The sequence below is a fragment of the Nitrosomonas ureae genome (assembly GCF_900108305.1).
Lineage (GTDB): Bacteria > Pseudomonadota > Gammaproteobacteria > Burkholderiales > Nitrosomonadaceae > Nitrosomonas > Nitrosomonas ureae_B.
In genome coordinates, this window is the sequence record NZ_FNUX01000002.1 from 68,963 (window position 1) to 91,183 (window position 22,221).

General features: G+C 45.3%; 23 protein-coding genes. 10 read left to right on the forward strand and 13 right to left on the reverse strand.

The window, feature by feature from the left end; all coding sequences use genetic code 11:
- Positions 1-146: 146 nt before the first annotated feature.
- The 3 genes from C4S39_RS01765 to hemC form a co-directional block, all read right to left on the reverse strand.
- On the reverse strand, positions 147-1,325 hold the full coding sequence (locus C4S39_RS01765) for a heme biosynthesis HemY N-terminal domain-containing protein (protein ID WP_103965345.1): 1,179 nt from the start codon (positions 1,323-1,325) through the stop codon (positions 147-149).
- A gap of 148 nt (positions 1,326-1,473) precedes the next feature.
- Positions 1,474-2,259, reverse strand: coding sequence for a uroporphyrinogen-III synthase (locus C4S39_RS01770; protein ID WP_103965346.1), 786 nt, complete (start codon positions 2,257-2,259; stop codon positions 1,474-1,476).
- A gap of 2 nt (positions 2,260-2,261) precedes the next feature.
- Positions 2,262-3,218 carry a hydroxymethylbilane synthase gene (gene hemC, locus C4S39_RS01775; protein WP_103965347.1) on the reverse strand — a complete coding sequence of 319 codons (957 nt, stop codon included), beginning with the start codon at positions 3,216-3,218 and terminating at the stop codon, positions 2,262-2,264.
- A gap of 124 nt (positions 3,219-3,342) precedes the next feature.
- Here hemC and ppc point away from each other — a divergent pair, with 124 nt between their 5' ends.
- The 8 genes from ppc to C4S39_RS01815 all read left to right on the forward strand — a co-directional run bounded on the left by ppc (position 3,343) and on the right by C4S39_RS01815 (position 11,747).
- Complete coding sequence (gene ppc / locus C4S39_RS01780) at positions 3,343-6,138, forward strand: phosphoenolpyruvate carboxylase (protein WP_103965348.1); 2,796 nt, start codon at positions 3,343-3,345, stop codon at positions 6,136-6,138.
- Positions 6,139-6,197: 59 nt separating this feature from the next.
- Positions 6,198-7,502 carry a M16 family metallopeptidase gene (locus C4S39_RS01785; RefSeq protein WP_103965349.1) on the forward strand — a complete coding sequence of 435 codons (1,305 nt, stop codon included), beginning with the start codon at positions 6,198-6,200 and terminating at the stop codon, positions 7,500-7,502.
- A 12-nt stretch (positions 7,503-7,514) separates the two neighbouring features.
- Positions 7,515-8,069 (forward strand): 16S rRNA (guanine(966)-N(2))-methyltransferase RsmD, encoded by a 555-nt coding sequence (gene rsmD, locus C4S39_RS01790; RefSeq protein ID WP_103965350.1) that lies wholly within the window; start codon positions 7,515-7,517, stop codon positions 8,067-8,069.
- Positions 8,062-8,541: a pantetheine-phosphate adenylyltransferase gene (gene coaD, locus C4S39_RS01795; RefSeq protein WP_103965351.1), complete on the forward strand. Its 480-nt coding sequence runs from the start codon at positions 8,062-8,064 to the stop codon at positions 8,539-8,541. The genes rsmD and coaD overlap by 8 nt, the downstream gene beginning before the upstream one ends.
- Before the next feature lie 14 nt (positions 8,542-8,555).
- Positions 8,556-8,816, forward strand: a complete 261-nt coding sequence (locus tag C4S39_RS01800; RefSeq protein WP_103965352.1) for a YfhL family 4Fe-4S dicluster ferredoxin — start codon at positions 8,556-8,558, stop codon at positions 8,814-8,816.
- Positions 8,817-9,039: 223 nt separating this feature from the next.
- Entirely contained in the window at positions 9,040-9,882 is an 843-nt protein-coding gene (locus C4S39_RS01805; RefSeq protein ID WP_103965353.1) for an HDOD domain-containing protein, read from the forward strand.
- 169 nt (positions 9,883-10,051) lie between these two features.
- Positions 10,052-11,293: an EAL and HDOD domain-containing protein gene (locus tag C4S39_RS01810; protein ID WP_103965354.1), complete on the forward strand. Its 1,242-nt coding sequence runs from the start codon at positions 10,052-10,054 to the stop codon at positions 11,291-11,293.
- Positions 11,294-11,504: 211 nt separating this feature from the next.
- Positions 11,505-11,747 (forward strand): transposase, encoded by a 243-nt coding sequence (locus C4S39_RS01815; protein WP_181023726.1) that lies wholly within the window; start codon positions 11,505-11,507, stop codon positions 11,745-11,747.
- 465 nt (positions 11,748-12,212) lie between these two features.
- Here the strand turns inward: C4S39_RS01815 and C4S39_RS01820 are convergent, their stop codons facing one another.
- The 3 genes from C4S39_RS01820 to C4S39_RS01830 form a co-directional block, all read right to left on the reverse strand.
- On the reverse strand, positions 12,213-12,521 hold the full coding sequence (locus tag C4S39_RS01820; protein ID WP_103965356.1) for a DUF4389 domain-containing protein: 309 nt from the start codon (positions 12,519-12,521) through the stop codon (positions 12,213-12,215).
- Between the two features lie 139 nt (positions 12,522-12,660).
- Positions 12,661-12,963: a DUF1840 domain-containing protein gene (locus C4S39_RS01825; protein ID WP_103965357.1), complete on the reverse strand. Its 303-nt coding sequence runs from the start codon at positions 12,961-12,963 to the stop codon at positions 12,661-12,663.
- A gap of 191 nt (positions 12,964-13,154) precedes the next feature.
- On the reverse strand, positions 13,155-14,117 hold the full coding sequence (locus C4S39_RS01830; protein WP_103965358.1) for a histone deacetylase family protein: 963 nt from the start codon (positions 14,115-14,117) through the stop codon (positions 13,155-13,157).
- A 174-nt stretch (positions 14,118-14,291) separates the two neighbouring features.
- On the opposite strand from C4S39_RS01830, the gene C4S39_RS01835 reads away from it, so the two are divergent.
- Positions 14,292-15,338 (forward strand): hypothetical protein, encoded by a 1,047-nt coding sequence (locus tag C4S39_RS01835; protein ID WP_103965359.1) that lies wholly within the window; start codon positions 14,292-14,294, stop codon positions 15,336-15,338.
- 227 nt (positions 15,339-15,565) lie between these two features.
- Here C4S39_RS01835 and bfr read toward each other — a convergent pair whose 3' ends face one another.
- On the reverse strand, positions 15,566-16,033 hold the full coding sequence (gene bfr, locus C4S39_RS01840; protein ID WP_103965360.1) for a bacterioferritin: 468 nt from the start codon (positions 16,031-16,033) through the stop codon (positions 15,566-15,568).
- A gap of 168 nt (positions 16,034-16,201) precedes the next feature.
- On the opposite strand from bfr, the gene C4S39_RS15430 reads away from it, so the two are divergent.
- On the forward strand, positions 16,202-16,429 hold the full coding sequence (locus C4S39_RS15430) for a hypothetical protein (RefSeq protein WP_219817900.1): 228 nt from the start codon (positions 16,202-16,204) through the stop codon (positions 16,427-16,429).
- On the opposite strand, the gene C4S39_RS01845 is transcribed toward C4S39_RS15430, so the two are convergent.
- The 6 genes from C4S39_RS01845 to glyQ form a co-directional block, all read right to left on the reverse strand.
- Entirely contained in the window at positions 16,426-16,971 is a 546-nt protein-coding gene (locus C4S39_RS01845) for a Fic/DOC family N-terminal domain-containing protein (protein WP_219817901.1), read from the reverse strand. The two genes, C4S39_RS15430 and C4S39_RS01845, sit on opposite strands and share 4 nt — an antisense overlap.
- 185 nt (positions 16,972-17,156) lie before the next feature.
- Positions 17,157-17,858 (reverse strand): M48 family metallopeptidase, encoded by a 702-nt coding sequence (locus tag C4S39_RS01850; RefSeq protein ID WP_103965361.1) that lies wholly within the window; start codon positions 17,856-17,858, stop codon positions 17,157-17,159.
- 2 nt (positions 17,859-17,860) lie between these two features.
- Positions 17,861-18,592 carry a lysophospholipid acyltransferase family protein gene (locus C4S39_RS01855; protein WP_181023727.1) on the reverse strand — a complete coding sequence of 244 codons (732 nt, stop codon included), beginning with the start codon at positions 18,590-18,592 and terminating at the stop codon, positions 17,861-17,863.
- Entirely contained in the window at positions 18,589-19,128 is a 540-nt protein-coding gene (gene gmhB / locus C4S39_RS01860; protein WP_103965362.1) for a D-glycero-beta-D-manno-heptose 1,7-bisphosphate 7-phosphatase, read from the reverse strand. Before gmhB ends, C4S39_RS01855 begins: the two co-directional genes overlap by 4 nt.
- A 1-nt stretch (position 19,129) precedes the next feature.
- Positions 19,130-21,271, reverse strand: a complete 2,142-nt coding sequence (glyS, locus tag C4S39_RS01865; RefSeq protein ID WP_181023733.1) for a glycine--tRNA ligase subunit beta — start codon at positions 21,269-21,271, stop codon at positions 19,130-19,132.
- Positions 21,268-22,191, reverse strand: coding sequence for a glycine--tRNA ligase subunit alpha (glyQ, locus tag C4S39_RS01870; RefSeq protein ID WP_103965363.1), 924 nt, complete (start codon positions 22,189-22,191; stop codon positions 21,268-21,270). The genes glyS and glyQ overlap by 4 nt, the downstream gene beginning before the upstream one ends.
- Between the last annotated feature and the right edge of the window lie 30 nt (positions 22,192-22,221).

The window sequence follows — 22,221 nt, forward strand, 5'->3', positions numbered from 1 at the left end:
GTCCATATAAAGAAAAGGCCTCCAGCAGTCTCTAAATGCAATCACAGTTATATAAAGCTAAACAGGCTCTGTGTTCATTTTAGTTATAATACTTCTTTCTGTTTTTTGCGGCCTTTTCAACTTCTCGGAAAGCGCTTATTAGCAATCTATGAAATAAGCTGTTTTAGGCACAGTTCGAGCCCCTTATTATAATGACTCATAGCCAATTCATGTTTGCCCAGCCTCTCGTTTAGCTGTGCCAGTGCAAAATGCGCTTTATAACTTGGTTCAACCGATAAGCTGGCTTCTAAATAATTTTGCGCTTTGCCCCAGAGTTCACAATGTGTGCAGAGTTTACCGAGCGTCAGTAACAGTTGTGCATTGTTGGGCTGTGATCTCAACCATACTTCTGCGCATTCGATTTGCCTGTTGACATGATAATCCAGGCACTCCGCATAAAGTTCAATGAGGTCGTTATCCCATGTGATCGGAACATTCTGTTCAATAATCCGATTTGCGGTTGCACAATTCCCTAGAGAAATGTATGAACGCACTGCAGCTGCACAAAGCTTACTATCCATTTTTTCCATTGGCGATATGTGCAACCAATACTGATTCAAGGATTGTGAATCGGTTGCTTTGCTTCTAATATTTTCTATTTGTGCATCGTGTTTTAATTTTTTTATGTATGTTTTATTAGCCGATCGACGCTTTTCCAGTACTTTGGTTAATTCCAGCACCGCATCCCAATTTTTGCCGCGTTGCTGAGCTTCCAGCTCCAGTTGCAACACTGCAGTTGGTTGCAGCCCTCCTCCTGAATATAATGACTGTAAGGTTTTAAGCGCATCCTGATGATTTCCGTCATCCAGTTGGAATTCAGCTTTTGTGGCAAGGCATAAGGACTTCTCACTGGGTACTTGATCGAATGCATTATTTAAATATTGATCTCGTGCGCTGGCTTGATTGAGCTTGTGCGCTGAACGAGCTGCGATAACAGCACCGATTGCTTTCACAGTTGCTGAATTTGCTAGTTTTAATGCTACGGCGGCATTCTTTTGTGCTTTAACAAAATCACCTTCAAAGTAAGCTTTCAGTCCGGACAGCAACATCTCATCCGTTTTTTTATGGCGATGCCTTTTGCTGAATCCGAATATCCCCAGGATGAGCCGTACTAAAAAATAGAAAACTAGAAAAGCTACGATCACTACAATAATAAACTGATCGAGCGGTAATTCTAATTGATAAGGCGGCATCACCAATGAAGCATGCCCGGTGACGTGTTCGGCAGTAAGTGTAACAGCTACGGCAGCAGCGAATAGTGCTATTAGCCAGACTATCAGTTTCATATATTCTCCTCATTGCAATCGAGTCGATCATTATTAATTCATATCACGGATTATAAATACACACCCACCGCTGCGGTGAGTGCAATTGATGCGCGACTATTTTTAGTTTATTCAGGGCCCTTTTTCTTATATTTCATTTAAAAAAACACTATTTTCTCATTGACTGAAAGTATATATACAAACCTTTCAGTAAACCTTCATCACCTGCGTATGGCACTTTCACGATTTTTTCCAATCCTAGCTCTTTGGCTGCCTGGGCAATGCGCTCATGCGCTGTAAAAACAGGAGTTATTTTCAGCAATTGTTGGCCAAGCGTGCCTATTATGTCAAATAAATTATGCAATCCCTCACTACTTGTAATGATTACTGCGTGTATTTTCCCTTGTGACCAGGCAGCGAGCAAAGGTGCGCTATCAATGTCGGGTTTCCTGCGTAGGTAACATTCAGCATATTCGATGCGTGCGCCGCGTTGCGCGAGTGTGTCACCTAATAATGCTCGCCCGCCATTGCCACGAAAAATGACCACATGTTTTCCGGTCATGTTTTGTAATTCTTCTGACTTAAGTAATGCTTCACTATCAAAATGCTCGATTGGAATAAGAACCTCGCTGATTCCATACCGCCTTAAGGTATCCGCGGTGCCTTTTCCTACAGCAGCTATTTTTAAGTCAGGAGGCAGCGCGCGTTGCTTGGTAATTAAATCCATGCTTTTGGTAACAGCATTAGGGCTGACAAATACCGCCCAATCAAATTCATCCAATCGATTAATCAGATCAATCAAGGGAGTAATATCCGTGACATCGGCAATTTCCAGTACTGGAAGTAAAATCGGATCGCCACCGCTAGCGTGAATGCTTTCTGCAAGAAAAGTGGATTGATGTATCGGACGAGTGACCAGTATGTTAATCCCGCTCAATTGTTTATCGGTAGGCAATGTTATTTCCAGCCCTCGGCAGACACCAAAGCAGCCAGAATTTCGTCCGCGCCTTGTTTAATTAGCTTTTGCGCCAATTGTTGCCCCATTGCAATACCGGTTTCAGGTTTACCATCTAAAGCTCCGCTCACTATGCGCTTACCATCGGGCTGAGCAACGAATCCACGGAGCCGGAGTTTATCGTCGTCAATTTCAGCAAATGCTCCGAGTGGCACCTGGCAGCTACCTCCCAGTACACGACTCATCGAACGCTCAGCTTCAACGCAATAAGCAGTTGCCTGGTGGTGTAGTGGTTGCATAAGCTGGACCAGATCCATGCGATCGGCTCTGCATTCGATTCCTAAAGCGCCTTGTCCAACCGCAGGCAAGCTTTGTTCAGGATTAAGTAGAGCTGTAATGCGATTGGAGAGTTCAAGCCGTTTTAAACCGGCGGCAGCCAGAATAATTGCTGCATATTGATCTTCATCGAGTTTGCGTAACCGGGTCTGAACATTCCCTCGCAATGGTTGTACTTGAAGTAGCGGAAAATGTGCACGTAATTGGCTTTCGCGTCGCAAACTGGATGTGCCGACGATACTGCCGGCGGGCAGCGCATCCAAGCTGGCATAGTGATTGGAAACAAACGCATCACGCGGATCTTCTCGCTCAGTTATGGCAGCTAGCTTGAATCCTTCTGGAACATTCATGGGCATGTCTTTCATGGAATGTACCGCAATATCAGCGCGACCATCTTCCAGAGCTTGTTCAAGCTCCTTAATAAACAGGCCTTTTCCGCCAATCTTGGATAATGACTGATCCAGTATTTGATCACCGCGCGTTGTCATACCAAGTATGCTGATTTCAGTTTGCGGGTATAATCCGCTTAAGCATTTCTGAATGAACTTGGCTTGCCACATAGCAAGTAAGCTTTCTCGTGAAGCAATGATGATTTTCTTGGGAAATAAAAATGAATTGGGCATTAATAATATAAAATGAAAAAATTACAAAAAATTCCTACTGATAATCATTTTAACATGGCCGACCCTGACTTGGCGTGCCGGTAATGGATACTAGTTTCATTTTTTATAGTGGATGTAGAACGTAATGAATGATGTTGATTCAGAGAATTATGATATTAATAAGTTAGTCAATGATAAAGATTTGCCATTGCGCGAGGATATTCGTTTCCTTGGACGTATGCTGGGTGACACGGTACGTGAGCAAGAGGGAGATAAGGCTTTTGAGCTGGTGGAAAATATACGTAAAACAGCGATTCGTTTCCATCGGGAGCAAGATCCCGCTGCGCGGCATGAGCTGGAAGCAATACTCAAGCAATTAAGCGATAAGGATTCATTGCCAGTCGTTCGGGCGTTTAGCTATTTCTCACTGCTTTCCAATATTGCGGAAGATGTGCATCATAACCGGCGGCGGCGGGCTCACCTGCGCGCCGGCTCAACGCCGCAGGCAGGAAGTGTGACCTTGGCGCTTGAGCGTGTATTGGAAAGCAGTAGTAATGCACGCATAATCCTTGCCGATTTTTTCAAGAAAGCGATCGTTTCTCCAGTTCTGACAGCACACCCAACCGAAGTACAGCGTAGAAGCATACTGGACTGTCAATTGGCCATTGAGCGTTTGTTAAAAGAACGGGCCTGGATTGAGCTGACTCCGAATGAATTGCGCCATAACGAAGAAAATCAACGCGCTACAATTGAAATTTTGTGGCAAACGCGCATGTTACGCCCGACTCGCTTGTCCGTTTATGATGAGATTGAAAATGGTTTGGCGTACTACAGTTATACCTTTCTAAGTGAAATTCCATACATATACGCAAAAATCGAAGATCTGCTCGAGCGGCGACTGGCTGGCGATATTCCATTGGTGACTTCATTCCTGCGAATTGGAAGCTGGATTGGCGGTGACCGGGATGGCAATCCTTTTGTCACACATGAAGTTATGCTGCGAGCTATGGAGCGGCAATCAGCCGTGGCACTGGAATATTATATGGATGCTGTGCAAAAAATTGGCCGTTCCATGAGTCTGACCGAACGTTTGGTAGAAGTCAGTGACGAAGTCAAAAAATTGCTTGCTACCGCTCCGGATATTCCTAATCGATCCGATGAGCCTTATCGGCGAATATTTTTGAGCATTGGCGCCCGTTTAGTTGCCACTGCAAAAAAATTCGGACATCAAGTTTTGCAGCTTAGTACGGAAGAAACCAAAGAACCCTATGCTAATAGCGCTGAATTTGTACACGATCTTGAAGCAATCATTCAATCCCTGAAGCAGCATAAATCTTCTTGGGTGGCGCGTGGTGCATTACGTAACTTGCGGCGAGCTGCCGATGTGTTTGGTTTTCATCTTGCACCTCTGGATATGCGTCAACATAGCAAAATCCATGAACAAGTCGTAAGCGAGTTATTTGAATATTATACGGGTCACAAGGATTACCGGCAACTGAGTGAGGAAAAGCGTATCGATTGGTTGCTATTAGAAATTAATCGGCTGCATCCATTATTGACTATTCCTTCGGAGTTCTCGGAAACAACGCAATCCGAATTGCGCATTTTGCAGTGTGCGGCTGAAATTCATCGGCGTTTCGGACGTGCAGCAATGCCGAATTACATTATTTCCATGACAACCGGGGTGATCAATATACTGGAAGTAGCATACTTGTTGCGTCAGGTGGATTTGCTGCAAACCGGGGAAAATCCCCAATTGAATCTTAATATCATCCCATTGTTTGAAACAATCTCTGACTTGCAAAGTTGCGGCAAAGTTATGGATCAATTATTTTCATTACCGTACTACCGCAAGCTTTTGAGTTCAATGGGTAATGTTCAGGAAGTGATGCTGGGGTATTCCGATAGCAATAAGGATGGTGGATTTATCGCCTCAAATTGGGAGATTTATAAGGCGGAAATTGAATTGACCAAGGTTTTTGCTAAGCATCAGATTGGATTGCGTCTATTTCATGGCCGTGGCGGCACAGTGGGGCGTGGCGGTGGTCCAAGCTATCAGAGTATCCTGGCACAACCTCCTGGTAGTGTAAATGGTCAAATACGAGTAACCGAACAGGGCGAAGTTATCAGTAGTAAATACACTGAGCCCGAAATTGGACGCCGTAACCTTGAAACTTTAGTGGCCGCAACGATGGAGGCAACCTTGCTGGGGCACGATTCAATCGGTAGAAATGCAGACAGATATTATCCTGCGATGAATAAACTTGCTGCGATTTCTTTTGCAGCCTATCAAGATCTGGTTTTCGGAACTACGGGATTCAAGCAGTTTTTTCTGGAATCAACACCCATCCGGGAAATGGCAGGCTTACACATAGGCAGCCGGCCTCCCTCGCGCACAAATTCTGATGATATTGAAGATTTACGTGCAATTCCATGGGTATTCAGCTGGAGCCAGAGTCGGATGATGTTGCCTGGCTGGTATGGCTTCGGGCATGCAGTGGAAACATTTGTGAATCAGGAAGATCAAAACGGACAGGGGTTGGCGTTACTGCAAGAAATGTACCTGAAATGGCCCTTTATGCAAACGCTGTTGTCGAATATGGATATGGTGCTGGCTAAGACAGATATGGGTATTGCCTCACGCTATGCCGAATTGGTTAATGATGTTGCGCTGCGTGAGCAGATTTTTGCACGCATCCAGGAAGAGCGCGCGAGAAGTGAGAAATGGCTATTTGCGATCACTGGTAATGTCTTGCTGCTGCAAGACAATCCAACATTGGCGCGCAGCATCCGCAATAGAATCCCTTATATCGATCCGCTCAATCATTTGCAGGTGGAATTGCTCCGCCGCTACCGATCTGGCGAAGATAGCGAAGAAGTTAAACGCTCTATTCATCTTACCATCAACGGTGTAACAGCAGGATTGCGCAATAGCGGTTAGCGGCAAAATTTTATGACATGCTTGTTCTTGTGAGTGCACGGTAGGAGGCTCTGGTACCAATGAAGCAATTCTTTTTTGTAATACTCATGCTGTTTGTCTTTTATTCCCAATGGGCATTAGCTTCGCTACCCATTCAGTTCTGGCAGGCTTCTTCCGGTGCGCGCGTATATTTTGTGGAAAATCATGATCTCCCGATACTGGATGTTAGTGTCGAATTTGCAGCGGGTAGCAGCATGGATATTCCCAGTCAATCAGGTTGTGCCAGTCTGGTGCAGCAGCTGCTCAGTCTGGGGGCGGGCGGTTTTTCTGAGGATCAAATTGCCACTGCGTTAGCCGATGTGGGAGCGCAGACTAGAAGTCATTTTGATCGGGATCGCGCTGGCATCGTTTTACGTACTCTGAGTAGTGAACGAGAACGCAAGCAAGCTCTGGATGTATTTGCACGAATTATTCAATTTCCGGAATTTCCGCAAGCTATCTTATCGAGGGAAAAAGAGCGAACTATTTCAAGTATAAAAGAATCCAGCACTAAACCGGATTATATCGCCGAACGTGAATTAATGAAGATGCTGTACGGCAATCATCCCTATGGATTCAATGAACAAGGTGAAGTCGAGACGCTCAGCAAATTACAGCGGGAAGATTTGCTAGCTTTTTATCGCGCTCATTATGTAGCAGAGGGGGCTGTGATAGCGATTATCGGTGATGTAACCCGATTGGAGGCGGCGGCAATTGCAGAAAAATTGACTGAAAGCCTGCCTTCAACCGGACAATCAAGGAATGTTCCACCCGTCGCAATTCCTGTGACAGGAATAAAAAGATTGCCGCATCCTGCTGCACAAAGTCACATCCAGCTGGCTTATCCTGGATTGCGCCGAAGCGACCCCGACTATTTTCCCCTGCTAGTTGGAAATCATATCCTAGGAGGTGGAGGGTTTGTTTCACGTCTGATGGAAGAAGTACGTCAACAACGTGGTTTGGCTTATAGTGTTTACAGTTTCTTTGCGCCATATAAAGAACAAGGACCGTTTCAAATTGGCTTGCAAACAAAAAAAGAACAATCAGAAGAAGCGCTTGCTTTAACCCAGAAAGTACTTAAAGATTTTGTATTGAATGGTCCGACGGAAAAAGAACTGGTAGCAGCTAAACAAAATATTATTGGTGGCTTTCCGTTGCGGATTGACAGTAACAGCAAAATATTAGGTTTCCTATCCGTAATTGGTTTTTATCAATTGCCACTTACTTATATGACAGATTATCTGGTAGCCGTTGAGGCGGTAACTACCGAGCAAATCCGGCAAGCATTTCAGCGGCGAATTCAACCCGATGGCATGGTCGCCGTAATTGCCGGAGCGATGGAGTAAAGAATTTTCGGTATGACGTTAATGCAGGGAAAAATCCGTATCATCGGTGGTCAGTGGCGCAGCCGTTTGTTGACATTTCCGGAGCATCCTGATTTAAGACCTACCGCCAATAGAGTGCGTGAAACCGTCTTTAACTGGTTGGAGCAGGATTTAAGCGGTTTGCGTTGCCTCGACCTGTTTGCAGGCAGCGGTGCATTAGGCTTCGAGGCTGCGTCACGTGGTGCAGCACACGTGGTTATGGTTGATAATGATGTGCAAGTATATAAGGCACTGAGAGAAAATAAAGAGAAGTTGCAAGCGATGCAGGTTGAACCGCTTCTGATGAATGCGCTGGATTTTATGAAATCTGATATACGTAAATTTGATGTCATTTTTCTTGATCCGCCTTACCGTCTTGATTTACTTCCTCAATTAATGTTACTGCTGCCGTCACATCTTGAAGAGGATGGGCTGGTTTATTCTGAAGCCAGAGATGCATGGAATCTGGATAAGCAATGGAAGGTACATCGCAGCGCAAAGACGGGAGCTGTTCGTTACCAACTGCTGGAGTTCGTACATTATGGATAAAGCGATCTATCCCGGTACGTTTGATCCAATAACCCGCGGGCATGAGGATTTAGTTAGACGTGCTTCACGTTTGTTTGATCAGATTGTTGTGGCAATCGCTGTAAGCAGCAGCAAAAAACCTTTTTTTACCTTGGAAGAAAGGGTGGAAATGGCACAGGAGGTTCTCTCAGACTGCTCCAATGTGAAGGTTATGGCGTTTTCTGGTTTATTGATGAATTTTTTGCAACAACAAAGGTCACGGATAATTGTGCGCGGCTTGCGTGCAGCTTCGGATTTTGAATATGAATTCCAGATGGCCGGGATGAATCGCGAGTTATATCCTGATGTGGAGACTTTATTCATGACTCCATCAGAGCAGTATATGTTTGTTTCTGCAACCATCGTGCGTGAAATCGCATCGCTTGGCGGGAATGCCGATACGTTCGTACATCCACTGGTCGCAAAAAAACTGAGCGAGAAACTAACCCAATAATTGTGAGAATATAGATGGCATTAATTATTACTGATGAATGTATCAATTGCGATGTTTGCGAGCCCGAATGTCCAAATGGCGCGATTTCGCAAGGTGAAGAGATTTACCAGATTGATCCTAATCTATGCACGGAATGTGTCGGGCACTACAATGAGCCTCAATGTGTAGAGGTCTGCCCGGTAGATTGCATTACACTCAACCCTGCCATCGTCGAAAGTAAGGAACAGCTTCACGCAAAGTATCTGGATCTTGTCTCCGGAAAATCAATATCTTAAAGTTTTCTCTTGAATTGAATCATGCTTTTTTGAGAAATCAGCCAATTTTCTCCGTTTAATCATTAGTGCAATACGAATGATCTTCGTTTAATCTTTGCGTTGCCAACTGGCACCATCATTTGATGATTCCAGTTGGCAACGTGCGTGGTTGCGCAGAAGCAGCCACCCTAATGTTCACAACAGAGTTAAAATTTGCGCTAATTTAAATTTTTCTGAGACTTAAATGGATCCATGCACAATAGTTACTAACGTTCGATCTATTTTTTCCTTACCGGATGTTGTGTTTCGCATTAATGATTTGATTAATTCGGAGGAAGCAACAAATACGGAATTAGAACGCATTATCTCAAGTGATCCTGCACTAACGGCAAAACTGTTGAAGTTCGCAAACAGTACCTATTTTGGTTTCTCCGGAAAAATTGAAACCGTTATGAAAGCCATTTCCATCATCGGACATAAAGAATTACGCAATCTGGTAATTGCATCATCAGTAACTACAACTTTTAAAGGAATTCCACCTGATCTGGTCAATATGGATACATTCTGGAACCACAGCATTACGAGTGGGGTAACTGCGCGCCTATTGGCGTCAAGTGTGGATAGTCGAGAGCGTTTTTTCATTGCAGGATTGTTGCATGACGTTGGGAGATTAATTCTTTTCAATCAGTTTCCGAAAGAATCCGCAAAGGTATTGAATTGCTTGAATCAGGGTGAGGATGCTGCGATACAGGAAGAGCGAAAGATTTTTGGTTTTACGCATGCGCAATTAGGCGCCGAACTTTTAAAACAATGGAAACTACCCTCTAATATATGGAAAATGGTCGAGTATCAATCTGATCCCATGAGAAGTGGAGAACATCAATCCGATGCCAATACACTTTGTGCGGCCATAAGTATCGCTAACTATATCCAGCCTTGCACTAATCAACAACTAAACCTCGAAACAGCTATATCAGATCGTGCTCTTAAAACCTGGAGTTATCTGGGCTTGACAGCAGAAATTGTAGAATCGGTTATTACGGTAGCTAAATTACAAGTCATTGAAGTATTCAATGCTATCCATTAACTGTCAATCTGAAAGCATATGCTCCTCAGTCAATCCATATTCTCATGCCTTGTATTATTATTTCTTTCATTACATAAGCTTGTGATGTTTTACAAAAACTCAACTCGTTCTAATTTCGGACGATAAGCAAATGCATACAGAATAACGCAAAGTTATAGAGGGAAATAGAATGGAAGTTTATCTTGGTAGATTGCCAATTCTGGATAGCAAGCAAAATTTAGTGGCATTTGAGCTTTTATTTCGTTCCAATCAAAATAACGGTGTAGAGGTTACCGATAATTCCGCTGCTTCAGCCAATGTCATCATTGATACCTACGGTCAGCTAGGTATAGAAAATGTGATAGGCAAACGGCGCGGATTCATTAAGGTTGATACTAAGCTATTGATGAATGACGTAATTTTCATGCTTCCAAAGAAACATGTCGTGCTTGAAATTTTGAAAAGTGTAGAAATTAATGATGAAATCATACAACGCTGTTCATTCTTAAAGCAAAAAGGCTATCAATTGGCACTTTCTAATGTCGTTCAACTGGATCAACGGCTTGAACGCATAATGCCGCTTATCAATATAGTTAAAATTAATATTACTGCATTAAACCAGAACAATCTTCACGATCTTATAAATAAGCTAAAACGCTGGCCTTTGTTATTACTGGCTGAGAAAGTTGAAAGCAAGGAAACCGCCAGAAAATGTATTGCGTTGAACTTTCAGATGCTGCAAGGCTTTTATTTTGCAAAACCAGAAATTATCTCGGGAAAACGCATTGATCCTTCGAAACTATCTCTATTGAAGCTATTGCTGTTAGTGGTTAAAGACGGCGAAGTAACTGAAATTGAGAACGAGCTTAAGTTTCAACCCGGCTTAAGCTATAACCTGCTGCGTATGGTAAATTCCGCTGCGAGCGGTTTGCCAAGTACGATTAATTCTATCAAGCGGGCCATTATGATTATTGGCCGGAAACAGCTTCAGCGCTGGATACAGATATTGCTCTATGCCGCTAAGCAAAGGGATGGCGGCGCATCGGATGCGTTAATGCAGACAGCGACCGTACGTGGCAGATTATTGGAATCAATCGCCATTGCAGATCGTCCGCATGATAAAAATCATCAGGATCGGGCCTTTATGGTAGGGGTTTTATCATTACTCGATACGTTGCTTGGGATGGAAATGTCCGAGCTTGTAAGCACGCTCAGTATCCAAAAGGATATGGGCGAAGCTCTTTTGACCCGAAGGGGCTATTTGGGTCATCAACTGGAGTTAATCGAGGCTCATGAAAAAGGCGAATATGAAACGGTTTCATGCATGTTGTCGGAGATGGGATTTATCAACATGGATGAATTCATTAAGATGGAATTAGAAGCTACCGTGTGGGCCAATCGAATCAAGGATGCGGTCAATCAGTCCACCTAGAATCGTATCCAATCTTGCAGGGATATTTGAGAAATGTTCTGTTTCTTTGAGAAAGCTTTTGCTAGCAGATTGTGTTATTAGTTGCGCCTGCCCGGAGCCGCCGGCTTAAATGGCGAGATCGGCGTTTTTTCCACCAGATATAGACTGAGGTATGCTGATTTTCATGGAGTCCAAAGTTTCATAAAATGGAAACATGAAATGGAGGATGGAGATGAAATTACCCCGCACACAATATAGTCAGAAATTTAGGGAGCAATCAGTTAAATTTTTCAAAGAAAGTGGATTAACTTTGGTTGAGGCAGCAAAACGGCTGTCTTTATCGAAAGGAACATTAAAGAATTGGGTTTATGCTGACAAACGAGGAGAACTCGCATTGGTTGGGAAACATCAATTTGTCACCAGCACAATTTACGCAGCAATACTATGCCAATCTACTGGCTGCTTAAATCGATGAACTCCATTTTTGACAACACATATCAAATTGAATTGAGGTATATTTTATTCAGTTCTGGCCTGGATAGGCGCTTTTTAGCAAGCATCACATTTTTCTTGACATCCTGAATCATCCACAATTTCTACGAGTCACAGTAGGCGCTCAGAATATCTTCATGTCAAGATGAAAGAATTCATCATAACTGCATGATAAATATTGCATAATTATATTTATCCACTTATTGATGAATTTAGAAGAACCTTTAAAAATATTTAAGCCAGCCAGTTAGATAAGGATTTATTCACAAAGTTATCCACAGAAACTGTGCGTAACAGAAGAAGCTTTATTACAAATCAGAAATAATTCGAAAGGCGATAGCCCAAGATGGAAATTTTCGTTTTAGCATGGGATTCATATTACCCATAAAGTTACTCGCATTTCGAATGCAGGAAGCGAGAAATCCACATCTGGATTGTGTCTGCCTATCTATTCGTCCAGATAATGAACTTTATGGTTAGGCACGCCGTCTGGCCAAGCACTGAATGGAAATGGGCGCTGTTCACTGTTATAGGTTAAAAATAATGTCACTTGATAAAGATACGTACTAAGGTTCTGTCCAAATCTCAGCAATTGTTCATTGACGTTACCGGTCAGGATAATAGTAAGAAATTGAAATAACATGACGCCTACGACCACAAATTTTGAAACGCCATAGATGAAAATGAAAAATAGCATATAGAGTCCACGCTGCCAGATTTCATTCTTTTGTAATCTTTGTTTAATTTCTTCTTTCATTTTCTCTGTTGCTTCTGATAGATTGATCAATAAATTATTGGCTTATATTATCAGCAATAACCTGATATGTTTTTTATAAAGCAGTTTTTAACTCCCCTGCTGTTGGCCATATCAGCTGCCACCTGATTATCGATTAGGTTTATTTCCACATTACGTCACATTCAGCTTCTGCTGCTGCAGTCAGTAGATTAATTAAAGGTAGCGCTCTATCAGCAATGCTTACCGCCGGCTGGTCATTTTCCTCACCTTCATTTTCAACCGGTGGCGATGCTTTTTCTGCACTTACGGCAGCTTTTAACCGGTTCAACGCCATTGGAACATCTGCGGCCAAAACAGCTCCGGGTACAGTCTTGCTGTGTCCCATCATTTTCAGCAAGATAAGGGCAACATCCCCAAACATGGTGATATTGGCATGAGCATCAGTTGTAAAAGTCACGAGCATATCGTTTCCCCTCGAATGAACACAAAAGTATGTAAATCAATCTATTTATTCTAAACCGATTCCAGAGCTCCAAGCGACAAGCTTCAATCCATCCATTCCAAGCCGGATACTCATTATCTCAAATTTATACCATACTGCTTACTGGATTGGAATTACCTGGTTTTACGACACGCCGCAGGAAACACAGTGCTTTATTCCTGGTAATCGCGCGATAAAGAAGGTTGAAAGACTTCTTCCGCATGCAACACCCGTATGTGCGCCGCCACACAACGAGCCAACGACCGCAATTCATAACCGCCTTCCAGAACAGATACAATCCGACCCTGTGAATATTGATCCGCAATCGCCCTGATCTGCTGCGTGATCCAGATATAATCGTCGTCACTCAGATACACTTGTGACATATCGTCATCCCGGTGAGCGTCAAATCCTGCGGAGACAAAAATCATTTCCGGTTTGAATCGATCCAGTGCCGGCAGCCAGTACTCGCTCACCGCCTTCCGGAAAACCGCACCATCGGCGTCGCGCCGAAGGGGCGCATTAATCATGCGATCACTGCCGCTATTGGTACCACTATAGGGATAAAAGGGATGCTGAAAAGTGGAGCACAGCATGACGCGCGGATCGTCACGGAAAATTTCTTCGCTGCCATTGCCATGATGCACATCGAAATCCAGAATCGCAACACATTGCAAATGATGACGTTCAATCGCATGCGCCACGCCGACTGCAACATTATTGAACAAACAAAAACCCATGGCACGATCCGATTGCGCGTGATGACCCGGTGGACGCACGGCGCAAAAAGCATTATTGGCCTGGTTTGTCAGAACCAGATCGGTCGCCAGCACAACCGCTCCCGCCGCGCGTAATGCAGCGTTCAGCGAGAAGGGATTCATCGCGGTATCCGCATCCAGCGCAATCAATCCGGCGGCCGGAGCTGTCTGCCGGATGCTTTCGATGTAATCCGGTTTATGTACGCGCGCCAATTGTTCTGTGGTTGCCAACAATGCATCATAACGCTGCAACTTTGCCAGCAGACCGCTGGCATTCAACTCATTTTCGATTGCAATCAATCGCTGCGGACTCTCAGGGTGATACCCGCCCTGATCATGCTTGAGACAATCGGAATGACTGATATAGGCTGTTTGCACTTTATTTCCTGATTCATCGAGATTTAACGTTGATCACGGTCATGCACCCAATGAATAGGTGATGCCGAAAGTTAAAGTTTATACAATCAACCGGCTATACCATGATAAATTATCGGTATTCTACGATAGCCGTTACGTTTAATTGCATTTTTTTCGTCATATGGGGAGTCATTGATGAACGAATTTATTACCAAGATGTTGAAATTTGTTTCGATTGAAACGCTGATAGAAAGAGGCTGGCTGGAAATAGCGCAAATTTTGATGCCGGTTTTCACTCTAGCGCTGGTATTTCTCGGGTTGAGTTTTTATATCCAGCACAAGCGCTGGAAAGCAGTGGCTTCCGTAATTTGCGCTATTCTGGCTCTGGTTTATTTGCCCTATGAATTCTACCGCCAGTCACTGATATTAATCCGGGCGGACGCCAATATCAGCGAGGTTCAAGGTAATTTGCAGAACCTATTGGATTCCGCCAACCTGGCGCATATGAAAAGCGTTGCGGATAAAGAAGCAGCCGCGAGTATCTTGGATGAAATGATTCACGGCCTGGATCAGCAAAAGAAAAAGGAACTGGTACTGATTTCCTGGCTGGTTGCGGAAAATGAAAAAAACGCGCTCGAACAAATTGACGACAAGCAGAAACTGCTTGCAGATGATCTCAAATCCAGCCTGACCGATGCCAAAACCGAAATAATCGATTCACGCCCGCCGGTAGAGAAAATTTCGGACACCATTGTGAAAAAACTGGATGGCGACGTCAAAGTTCTGGTTGAAAAGAAAATGCAAACCTTCAAGGAAGAAATTGACGGCTCTTTGGAGGGCTTCAAAGAAGCCATCAATACTTTTGTTCAGGATGAGCTCAATAATTACCAAACGAAATTGGCGGGTATCACGCAACAAAATGTGGATGAATTAAGAAATTATTCCAATAGAGCCAACCACGCCTTTGCTGCGCAAGCCAAGAAAACCAATCAGGAATCCCTGCTTAGATTGGACGCGACAAAAGAAAAAATAGAAGGCTTGAGCACTGCATCGGACACCGGTTTAAAGAATGTCGCTCAACAGGTTAAGCAGCTTTCAGCTTCATTAAACATCGCACAAAAAAAGAATGATATTTTGTTTGAATATAATGAATGCATGAGAACTACCGGCGTACTGGATTTAGGCGGCAAAGGCGAACAGTGCAAGGCTAAATATCAAGAGGATATGAACAGCCTGAATTAAACGAAACCACACCAATTGATCTGAAGATTATTATTTTCCGGGCAGGCCCGGAAATACAAATACAACGGTCAATTTCCAAAATACCGGCATAACAGCTCCGTTGGCGCGATTATAATCATGAATGCCGCGCCAATGGATACACAAGAAATCGATTAAACTTGAGAATGACAGCGCACGGCGAAAGCTGCGTGACGCAACTCTGCCTGTACGATTGACCGGATTAATCCTTACATCTGTGACTGCAGGTAATTTTGCAACCCTACTTTTCCTATCAGTCCCAGCTGTTTTTCCAGCCAGTATGCATGGTCTTCCTCTGTTTCAGTCAGCATGCCAACAAGAATTTCCCGGGTCTGAAAATCCTGCTCCTGCTCGCAAATAACAATGGCATTTCGCAATGAAACGATCACGGCGCGTTCCAGATCCAAGTCGTTTTGCAGCATTTCCGGAACGTCACCGCCAATCCTCAACGGACTGCGATTACCCACAGCGGGCACGCCTTCAAGAAACAGAATCCGCTTGATCAAATGGTCTGCATGTTGTTTTTCATCATCCATTTCATGACCAATTCGCTCATAGAGCTTGCTGAATCCCCAGTCCTCATACATCCGCGAATGCGTGAAATATTGATCCATCGCCGTCAGCTCGCCCGCCAGAAGCTTATTCAGGGTATCGATAATTTTAGTATTGCCTTTCATAGGAATTCTCCTTTGTTTATTTATTGGATTGCAGACAAGCGCCGTATCCTCATTGCTTTAAACAACTCAAACCAGATAGGCAAACAAGGGCAGTATGCCATGCAATCCTTCGCTTTAGTATTATAAGAATGACACAACAGAAATACAATAGCAAATCATTGATAATAAATGATAATAATTATTGATGCCGTTATCATTCCAGCGCTTGAAGTGATTCCGCTGATTCATGCAGCTAAAACAAGCAGTCATCACTCAATTGTCAAAAACATCCAGATACTCCGCAAAAATAAACACCCGGTTACGGGTTTGCCCGGTAATTTCCTGCAAAATTCCATGCGCGCACATCTGGGCAACCAGCTCATTGGCCGCCTTGTAGCTGATGCCGCATATTTTTAGAACGTCCTCAACATTGATAGCCGGTTGCCTGAACAACGCATCCGCCAAGCTCTGGCCCCCTTATCCAGTTCTGACTGGTACGGAACTCGCCGGGCATCTTGCGCTCGCCTCGCACACTCTGTAATAAAGTTGCATGTGTTTGTTTCAGCAGCCGCTGATGACAAATGCAGTGCTTGCAGATCGCTGATCGCCTGATTCAGCGCTTGCGTGTAATTTTGCACTTCGTGCCAATCATTGCGATGCTCCGGCGAGATTTCCGATTCCGGCAATACCGCCTCGCGCATGTCGGTTTGTGTTCCCTCGATGCGGCTGGATACCACCGCCTCCTTAGTGACATGCAACTGAATAAATAAATCCGTATTGAGTACTAAGCGCGCAAACGAATTCAACTCTCCGAGCTTGACAGCAGCTTTTTCCAGTAGCCTATTTATCTGCGGCGTTTGCCACACCCATTCGTCATTGATGCTGGAAGGCAAGAAATAACGGTATTCATAGTCTTTCTGATATTGCCCGGACTGATACTGCTCGAGATGTATCGTCATGTCATTTGCATGCGGAAAGTAACATATAAAATCCTTTATATTACTTTGATTGGGCCTCGACAAATCATTCGAGCCTGATTCGAATAGCATAAATCTATAGTTTTTTTATGACATTTTATAGAAAACAATACGGGATAAGGATTTCGGCTATAAGGCTTGCCTCGATTCGTGCTACCTTGTATCTATCAGCCATACCCCTTAAGCTCCTTCCGAGCGATCAAGTGCTGCGGATAAATACTTTCAACCAATTTCCAGAATCTCATCGAGTGATTCATCTCAATCAAATGCGCCAATTCATGCGCGACGACGTAGTCGATCAAATGCAGCGGCAGTTGGATCAGGCGCCAGTTGAGGTGAATGATGCCACGGCTGTTGCAGCTACCCCAGCGGGTTTGGGCGCGCGACAGACGGAATGACGGTACAGGTACATTCAATTTCTGCGCATAGATATCGATGCGCTGCTTGAAACAGGTGATCGCTTGCTGGCCGTACCAGGCCATGACAAATTTTTCGATGTGCTGAGAACTGAGTTGCGGCACAGATTGCTCTGCAGTTTCCGCATTCGTGGTTTCATTAACGGAATACCGCGCCATTTCAATCTCGCCCGAAGGTTTCAACGCAATGTGCCACGGTTCTCCCAGTAACGGGTAGATGGCATCATGCTTCCATGATATGGCCAGACTTTTTTTACTTTGCCACTGCTCCAGTTTCTTGGTGATCCAATCGGCTTTTTGTTGCAGAATGCTTTCGATATGCGGCACAGTAGCCTGCAGCGGTACGCTGATTTTCAAACCCTCGTGATTGATGATCAGACCCACCGACTTGCGTTTGCACCGCTTCAGTGTGTAGCTGATTTTCCTGTCATTTAAAACAGTGTGAACGAGCACGCTTATGCTTTTTGTTGATTTTTCTGGCTGATGCGCAGCATTTCAAACTCAATCCAGGCTTCCACTTGCGCGTTTAATTCGCCCGGTTCCATGCCGGTCGGATCGATGGGTTCGCCAATACTGACCGTAATGGTGCCGGGGTGCTTGATGAAAGAATTTCTCCCCCACAATTCGCCGGCATTGTGCGCGACTGGCACTACCAGTGTATTCGTGTGCGTTGCCAGCCATGCGCCGCCGATACGGTATTTGCCGCGTTGCCCCGGCGGGATGCGCGTACCTTCCGGAAATATTACGATCCAGAATCCTTGTTTTAACCGGTCTTTGCCTTGTTCGACAATCTGCTCCAGGGCTTTTTTCTTGGCGCTCCGGTCGATCGCGATCGGACTGGTCATCGCCAGGCCCCAGCCAAAAAACGGGATGCGCAATAATTCCTTTTTCAGCACCCACACCTGGGGCGGGAAAATTTTCTGGAACGCCAGTGTTTCCCATGCCGACTGATGTTTGGACAGCACGATGCTCGGGGTTTTCGGAATATTTTCCGCGCCGATGATTTGATAACGGATACCGCATAGATTGCGCAGCAGAAACAACATGATGAATGTCCAGCTGGAAGTCACGCGGTAACGGTTATGCGGCGATAATGGAAAACACGCGAGTGTCAGCAAGGCATACGGGGGCGTGATGATGATCTGCAACAACATGTACAGGGTTGACCGTAAAACTGCCAATATCATTCCTCCCCGATTAGAGTATCAGCTACGGCCGAGAGATCCGCAAAAATCTGCGTATTGAATGGAATTTCCTGGCAGGCTTGCGTTATCTGTCCGTGGCCAGTCAGCACCAAAACAGGTATTGCACCCACTGTCGCCGCAGCTTGCAGATCTTTTAATGAATCACCGACAACCGCAACATTCGTTAAATTAACGCCGTAACGCTGCATGATCTCATCGAATAAACCCGTGGCCGGTTTGCGGCAAGCGCACTTATCCGCATAGGTATGCGGACAAAAAAATATCGCATCGATGCGGCCGCCGACATGATGGATGGCTTTGTACATTTTGTCATTGATGGCATTGTAAGTCGCCATATCGATCAAGCCGCGGCCAATGCTCGATTGATTCGTAGCAAGGACCACGCGATAGCCGGAATGCGTCAACCGGGCAATCGCTTCCAGGCTGCCTGAAATGGGAATCCATTCCTCCGGCGTTTTGATAAAGGTATCGCTGCATTGATTAATCACACCGGTTTGGTCGAGGATGATCAGTTTCATGTTAATTGACAGCCAATTTTGAAAGATCAGCGACGCGGTTCATCGCATCACGTAATAATGTCAATAGGTTAAGCCGATTGGCTCGTAAATTTGCATCATCGGTATAAACCATTACGCTGTCAAAAAACGCATCAACAGGTTCCTTGAGTGCAGCGAGCAACTGCAGGGACTGAGTATACTGACCTGCTTCGAATGCCTCATCAGCCTGAGGTTTTATAGTATTCAGTGCATTAAATAAGAGTATTTCAGCGGGTTCCATCAGAAAATGAATATCAATAAACAAGTTTCTGACAGAACCAACCCCGGGCATAGGCCCTTTTTTCATATCTTTTTCCAGAATGTTGTGAATCCGCTTATAGGCAGCTGCCAAGCTAGCCGCTTCAGGCAAATCTGAAAAAGCGCGTACCGCTTCCAATCGCCTGGGAACTTGAATTAAATATGGCGGCAAGAAACTTAGAACAGCTTCTATCTCTTGTGGACGGTATCCCTGCTCTCTTGAAATACTATCTAATCGATCAAAGATAAAAATTTTAAGATCAAAAATAAAATCATTTTCCTTGATTAATTGAGCAGCGAAAGCATCTTTGGCTTGTTTCAACAGCATATCCAGAGATAATCGCAATTCTTTCTCTATCAGGATACGAATTACACCCAAAGCATGGCGACGGAGTGCAAAGGGATCTTTGTCACCCGTAGGCATTTGTTGAATACCGAACAAACCTACCAACGTCTCAAGTTTGTCGGCTAGTGCAACACAAACGCCAACGGGATTGCGAGGTAGCGCATCACCGGCAAAGCGCGGTTTGTAGTGATCTTCAATCGCCTGTGCAATGGGCTCACTAAATCCATCATGGCGTGCATAATAATTTCCCATGATTCCTTGCAACTCAGGAAACTCACCAACCATTTCTGTAAGTAAATCTGCTTTGGCTAGGTTGGCAGCTTGATCAGCCTGATTGGCTAATGCTTCACCACCGAGCTCGAGGCCAATGGCTTTTGCAATTGTAAGAACTCTTTTAGAGCGCTCACCCAGCGTGCCCAGCTTATTGTGATAAACCACCCTGTTTAATTCCGGCACACGCGAAGCCAATGTTTTTTTGCGATCCTGGTCAAAGAAAAACTTGGCATCGGCCAGACGCGAACGCACCACACGCTCGTTCCCGGCGATCACTTGCGCAGAATCGATGGGGCGGATATTGGAAACCAGCAGGAACTTGTTGGCGAGCTTTCCCTGCGCATCCAGCAACGGAAAATATTTCTGATTCGCTTTCATGGTCAGAATCAGGCACTCCTGCGGCACTTGCAGAAATGCCGCACCAAATGTGCCAACCAGCACATTGGGATGCTCGACCAATGCGGTCACTTCGTCCAGCAAAGCATCATCATCGATCAGGGTAAGCTGTTCCTGTGCGGCGGCTGAAGTAAGCTGGCGGGTAATTTCAGCGCGGCGTTCGGCAAAACCGGCAATCACCGCACCTTCGGTACTTAGTTGCTGCGCGTAACTATCGGCATTGTGCAATACGATGGGGTTGATCTTCGCTGCAAAACGGTGTCCCTGTGTTTCGCGCCCGGCTTGCAGGCCCAGAATATTGACGGAAACGATATCGGCGCCGTGCAATGCAGCTAAGGCATGCACGGGGCGCACAAAGTTGACGCTTTGCCAGCCATCGGCGAGCTGATACGTCATCACTTTGGGAATCGGTAATTGGGTAATGGCTTCCTGTAACGCTTTTTGCACGCCATCGGTCAATGAAATACCTGTGGCGATGCTATCCCAAAACAGCGTTTCTGTTTTACCGTCCAGCGCGCGCTTGAGTTGTGGTACCACCGAGGCATCCGCGCCGAGGCTCGCCAGTTTTTTCAATAACGGCGGCGTGGCTTGTCCTTGCGCGTCCAGCCCGACTTTAACCGGCATCAGTTTTTGCGTGACCGCTTTGTCGGCGGCTTGCGCAGCGACATTGCCGATATGCACCGCCAACCGCCTCGGCGTCGCAAAGGCGGTGACGGGCGCATCTTTACTCATCAAGCCTTGCATCTCCAGGCTGGCAGCCAATAATCGCGCAAAACTGTCACCAAGCTGCTTTAGCGATTTAGGCGGTAATTCTTCCACCAATAGTTCAACAAGCAGATTCTGAGTCATCATGCAGATTTCACCATATCCGGCATGTGCGCGACCCATTCACGCGGCGCCATCGGGAAAGGGGGATTCAGGCTTGCGCGGCTATCGTAATACGCCCTGGCAACTTGCCGCGACAGATTGCGGATGCGTCCGATATACGCGGCACGCTCAGTAACCGAAATAGCACCGCGCGCATCGAGCAGATTGAACGTATGCGCCGCTTTCAATACTTGCTCATACGCGGGCAGCGCCAATTGTTTTTCGATGAGATGGTTGGCTTGCGCTTCGTACTTGCCAAACGCCAGAAACAGAAATTCCGTATCACTGTGTTCAAAGTTATACGCGGATTGCTCCACTTCGTTCTGATGATACACGTCGTGGTAAGTCAATCCCTTGGTCCAAACCAGGTCAAACACGCTTTCCACGCCTTGCAAGTACATCGCAAGCCGTTCCAATCCGTAGGTTATTTCACCGGTCGCGGGTTTGCAGTCAATCCCGCCAACCTGCTGGAAATAGGTAAATTGCGTCACCTCCATGCCATTGAGCCAAACCTCCCAGCCTAACCCCCAGGCGCCCAGCGTGGGATTCTCCCAATCATCTTCAACCAGACGCGCGTCATTTTGTGTCAGATCAAAACCCAGCTCACGCAACGAGTCAAAATATAAATCCAGAATATTCTTCGGCGCAGGTTTGAGCACCACCTGAAATTGATAATAATGCTGCAAGCGATTGGGGTTCTCGCCATAGCGTCCGTCTTTAGGCCTGCGCGAGGGTTGCACGTATGCGGCTTTCCAGGGTTCGGGGCCGATCGCGCGCAGAAAGGTGGCGGTATGGCTGGTTCCCGCGCCGACTTCCATATCGTAAGGCTGCAGAATCGCGCATCCTTGCTTATCCCAATACCGCTGCAAGGTCAGGATGATTTCCTGGAAAGTAAGTGTTGACATGAAGAATCTGGATTAAACCACTCTCAAATG